Source organism: bacterium (assembly GCA_036524115.1).
GTDB lineage: Bacteria > JAUVQV01 > JAUVQV01 > JAUVQV01 > DATDCY01 > DATDCY01.
In genome coordinates, this window is the sequence record DATDCY010000078.1 from 1 (window position 1) to 4,093 (window position 4,093).

Annotated in this window: 4 protein-coding genes; 1 reads left to right on the forward strand and 3 read right to left on the reverse strand. The window is 70.1% G+C overall.

The window, feature by feature from the left end; translation table 11 throughout:
• Both VI078_03820 and VI078_03825 read right to left on the reverse strand, forming a co-directional pair.
• The coding region (locus VI078_03820; GenBank protein ID HEY5998413.1) for a site-specific integrase at nt 1-120 on the reverse strand (120 nt) is incomplete at its 3' end.
• A 129-nt stretch (nt 121-249) separates the two neighbouring features.
• On the reverse strand, nt 250-1,971 hold the full coding sequence (locus VI078_03825; GenBank protein ID HEY5998414.1) for a tetratricopeptide repeat protein: 1,722 nt from the start codon (nt 1,969-1,971) through the stop codon (nt 250-252).
• 288 nt (nt 1,972-2,259) lie between these two features.
• Between VI078_03825 and VI078_03830 the strand changes: the two genes are divergently transcribed.
• On the forward strand, nt 2,260-2,904 hold the full coding sequence (locus VI078_03830) for an HAD family hydrolase (GenBank protein HEY5998415.1): 645 nt from the start codon (nt 2,260-2,262) through the stop codon (nt 2,902-2,904).
• Here the strand turns inward: VI078_03830 and VI078_03835 are convergent.
• Nucleotides 2,849-4,093 (reverse strand): MFS transporter (locus VI078_03835; protein ID HEY5998416.1); only part of this gene is annotated, 1,245 nt, incomplete at its 5' end. The genes VI078_03830 and VI078_03835 overlap by 56 nt on opposite strands.

Here is a 4,093-nt window from a genome sequence, read left to right on the forward strand (position 1 = left end):
GAAGCGGGCGAACTGGTCGAGATCGGCGGCGTAGGCGCGCACGGTCGCCGGCGATGCGTTCTTCTCGATCCGCAGCCACTCCAGGAAGGTGTCGACGGCGTCCTCGGCCGACCCGGTCATCCGGGTATCACCTGAGAGGCCGCCCAAGGTCCGCAGCCGCCGAGCCGACGATCGCCGCCGTCGTCATTGCCCACCTCCTGAAGATGGTTGGAGGCCCTCAACACCTTGTAGTCCGCGGCCAATGGGGAGTCAATCCGCCCCTGCGCCCTGGCGGCGTCGCGCCAGCAGGTGACGGAGGTTCCGCTGGAAGAGGGTTGCCCCCGGCTGCAGGCGAACCGCCTCGCGGAAGGCTGACTCGGCTTCGGCAAAGAGGCCGAGGCGGAGGGCCGCCTCGCCGAGGCCGTTCCAGACAACGGCGCGTTCGGGAAAGAGACGGGCCGCGGCGCGGAAGTTCTCGAGGGCCTCGGGAAACTGCTGTGCCTGCAGAAGCGAGACGGCGAGCCAATACCTGGCCTCTGCCAAGGCCGGGTCGAAAAGGAGCGCGGCGCGGACCTCGCCGGCCGCCTCTACGGCGTTTCCCGCGTCGATGAGGGCCAGCCCGAGATTGAAGCGCATGTCCGACGAAGAGGGATTGATCCGGACGGCTTCTCGGTAGTGCCCGATCGCGGCCTGGACATCACCGTCTCTTCTCGCCTTCCACCCAAGGAAGCTGTGCGCGATCCAATTGTCTTTCGTCACGGCCAGGGCGTGCCGGAAGAGCGCCTCGTTCGTGCGCCAGTATTCGACCTGGTGCGTGGCAATCAGGGCGAAGAGCGCGAGGGTGGCCAGGGCGGGAGCGGCGAGCGCCGTGCGAGCGTGCCGGAGGCGGCCGGCGAGCGGTTGCGCCCCCCAACCCGCGGCAATGCCGAGGCCGATCATCGGGAGGTAGAGATAGCGGTCGGCGCGAGCCTGGCCGCCGACCTGGATCAGGCCGAGGACGGGCAGGAGGCCGACGAGGTACCAAACCCACCCCGTCAAGACGGCAGGGTTGCGTCGCGCGCAGCCGGCCGCCACTCCCGTGAGCGACAGGACGAGCAGAGCCGCCCCCGCGGTCGACACCACGAATCGCGTCTCGAGAGGGAATGGGTAGTACACAGCCAGGCCGGCCGGCCAGAGGGTCTTCCCAAGATAGACTGCGTAGGAGATCGCGGCATTCGCAACTCGCCACGCCGGCCGGTAGAGCTCAGGCGAGGCCAGCGCTCCGCCGCGGCGCTGCGCGGCGATGGCCACCAGGCTGGCGGCTGCCGAGATGGCGAGCAGGGGAACCTTCTCGAGGAGCACGGCGCGCCAGCGAGGCGAACGCCCGGTGCCCGGGGCGAGCCTGCCCAGCGGCCACCAGTCGAGCAGGAGCAGCGTGACCGGGAGCGTGACCACCATTGCCTTGGCCGTGACCCCAAGCGCGAAGAGAAGACAGACGACGAGGTAGCGTGCGATGCCGCCTCGGGCGACATAGCGAACGTACGCCCAGGTCGCGAGCAGCCAGCACAGGGCGCTCAGGACGTCCTTGCGTTCCGACACCCATGCCACCGATTCGATGTGAAGAGGGTGCACCGCGAAAAGCATCGCCACGAAGGAACTCGGCCAGAGCGCGCCGGTCAGGCGGCGCAGCAGGGTGAGGATCAGGAGGCAGTTCAGCAGGTGGATGAGCACATTGACGACGTGGGCCGGGCCGGGCCGCACGCCGAAGAGGCTGATGTCGGCGAGATGGGAGAGCCACGTCAGGGGCTGCCAGTTCGCCGTATGGGTCGCCGTCATGGCCCAGCGGACGCTCTCGAGGGTCAGACCGTCCTGGACGCGGGGGTTGTCCAGAATGAACCCGCCGTCGTCGAACACGAAGGAGAACTCCCCCACGTGTCGGTAGATACCGGTGACCCCGGCTGCAAGCGCCGTTGCAACGGCGGCGGGCAGCAGGAGAGGCTGCAGGCGCGACATCGGCTTCCTTTCCCCGTCTCCCCCAGACAGCGGGACGCAAGCCTCATCCTGACGGTCCAGTCCCGACCTCCAGGCGAACCGCAGCCGCGGTACGCCACGGAAAGGTCCCGATCAGACCAGGGCAAGGGTATACCGATTGGATCGAATCCCTGTCAAGGCACGCAGGGGCCGTCGTTCCCCTTCGTCCCGCCGGGCGGGCCGATGGCGCGGCCGAAAGGGTTCTTTCCCGCAGCGGGCCTCCCGGGTAGAATCCGCCGCGGCGGGGGGGAGTCCCGCGACGAGGTGCCGATGCCGGAGCTCAAGCTCGTCGTCCTCGACTGCGACGGCGTGATGTTCGACTCGCGCGAGGCCAACCGCGCGTACTACAGCCACCTGCGCGAGCGCTTCGGGCGGCCGCCGCTGACCGAGGAGGAGCTGGCGTTCGTCCACACCCACAGCGCGCCCGAGTCGGTGCCGTTTCTCTTCCGGGCGTGGCCGGAGGACCTCCCGCGGGTCGACGCGTATCGCGCCGAGGTCGACTACGGGCCGTTCCTGCGGCGGATGGCGATGGAGCCGGACCTGCTGGAGTTCCTCGCCGCGGTGCGCCCGCCGCTGCGCACGGCGATCAGCACCAGCCGCACCTCGACGATGCCCGCGGTGCTGGACTCCTTCGGGCTGCGGCCGCACTTCGACCTCGTGGTGACGGCCAGCGACGTCGAGCACCCCAAGCCGCACCCGGAGGCGCTCCTGAAGATCCTGGCGCACTTCGGGCTCGGCGCCGACGAGGGGATCTTCATCGGCGACTCGCAGGTGGACGTCGGGCACGCCGCGGCGGTCGGGATGCCGCTGATCGCCTTCCGCAGCCCCGGCCTGACGGCCGCGTACCACGTGTCGAGCTTCAGGGAGGTGCTGCGCCTGCCGCCGTTCGCCCGACGTTCGGCCCGCCGCCCCTGACCGTCGCCAGCAGCGCCAGCCCGACGGCGAAGAACGACGCGATCGAGAGGATCGCCGGCCGCTGGCTGCCGAACGCGGCCGAGACCGACCCGAAGACGAGCGGCCCGAGGATCGCCGAGGTCTTGCCCACCAGCGAGTAGACGCCGAAGTACTCGGCCTCCTTCCCCGGCGGGATGAACTGCGTGTAGAAGGCGCGCGTCCCGGCCTGCACCGAGCCGAGCCCGAGGCCCGCGGTGCAGGCGACCGCCCAGAACGAGCGCTTGTCGGGGACGAAGTACCCGGCTACCGCCACCGCCGTCCACAGCACCAGCGAGCCGACGACGACGCGCTTGGGGCCCCAGGTGTCGGTCGGTCGGGCGAGCGCGAACGCGCCGATCAGCGCCGTGACCTGCACGACGAGATACAGCGCGATCAGCTCGCCGGCGCCGAAGCCGAAGGTCGTGGCGGCGAGGCTGCTCGAGAAGACGATCACCGTGTTCACGCCGTCCTCGTAGATCATGTAGGCGAGCAGGAACTTCCGGGGCTGGGGACGCCCCCAGATCTCGCGAAGCGTCTGCCAGGCGTTGGCGACGCCGCGCCGCGCCGCCTCCGCCGCCGCCACGCCCGAGGGGCGGTCGTGCGGCAGGTAGCGGAAGGCGGGGAGCGAGAAGAGCGTGAAGAACACGGCGACGGTCAACCAGATCGCCTCGAAGCGCCCGGCGTTGGCCAGCGGCAGCGCGATCAGCAGCGAGGTGATCGACCCGGCGTAACCGACGCCGAAGCCCCAGCCGGAGACGCGCCCCTGGCGGTCGGGGGGCGCGATCTGGGGGAGGAAGGAGTTGTAGAACACGAGGCCGCCCTCCATGCCGACGTTGGCCAGCACGATCAGGGCGAAGCCGGCGGCCGCGGCCCCCGGGGCGAGCAGCGCGAAGGCGGCGACCGAGCAGACGCAGAGCGCCGTGTAGACGCCGAGCAGCCGCTTGCGCAGGCCGGCGTAGTCGGCGATGCCGCCGAGCAGCGGCGAGGAGAGCGAGACGAAGAGCATGCTCGCCGAGATCGCGCGGCCCCACCAGAGGTCGCCCCGGCCGTCGGCGTTGCCGACGATGCGGTTGATGAAGAAGACCTGGAAGACGACCGCCGCGATCACGGCCGAGTAGCTCGAGTTCGCGAAGTCGAAGAGGCACCAGGAGATGACCTGCTTGCGGTCCAT

What these genes read in the sequence shown, in the direction of transcription:
- VI078_03830 (HEY5998415.1), top strand. Translation starts at nt 2,260, where the DNA reads ATGCCGGAGCTCAAGCTCGTCGTCCTCGACTGCGACGGCGTGATGTTC.
- VI078_03825 (HEY5998414.1), bottom strand. Translation starts at nt 1,971, where the DNA reads ATGTCGCGCCTGCAGCCTCTCCTGCTGCCCGCCGCCGTTGCAACGGCG.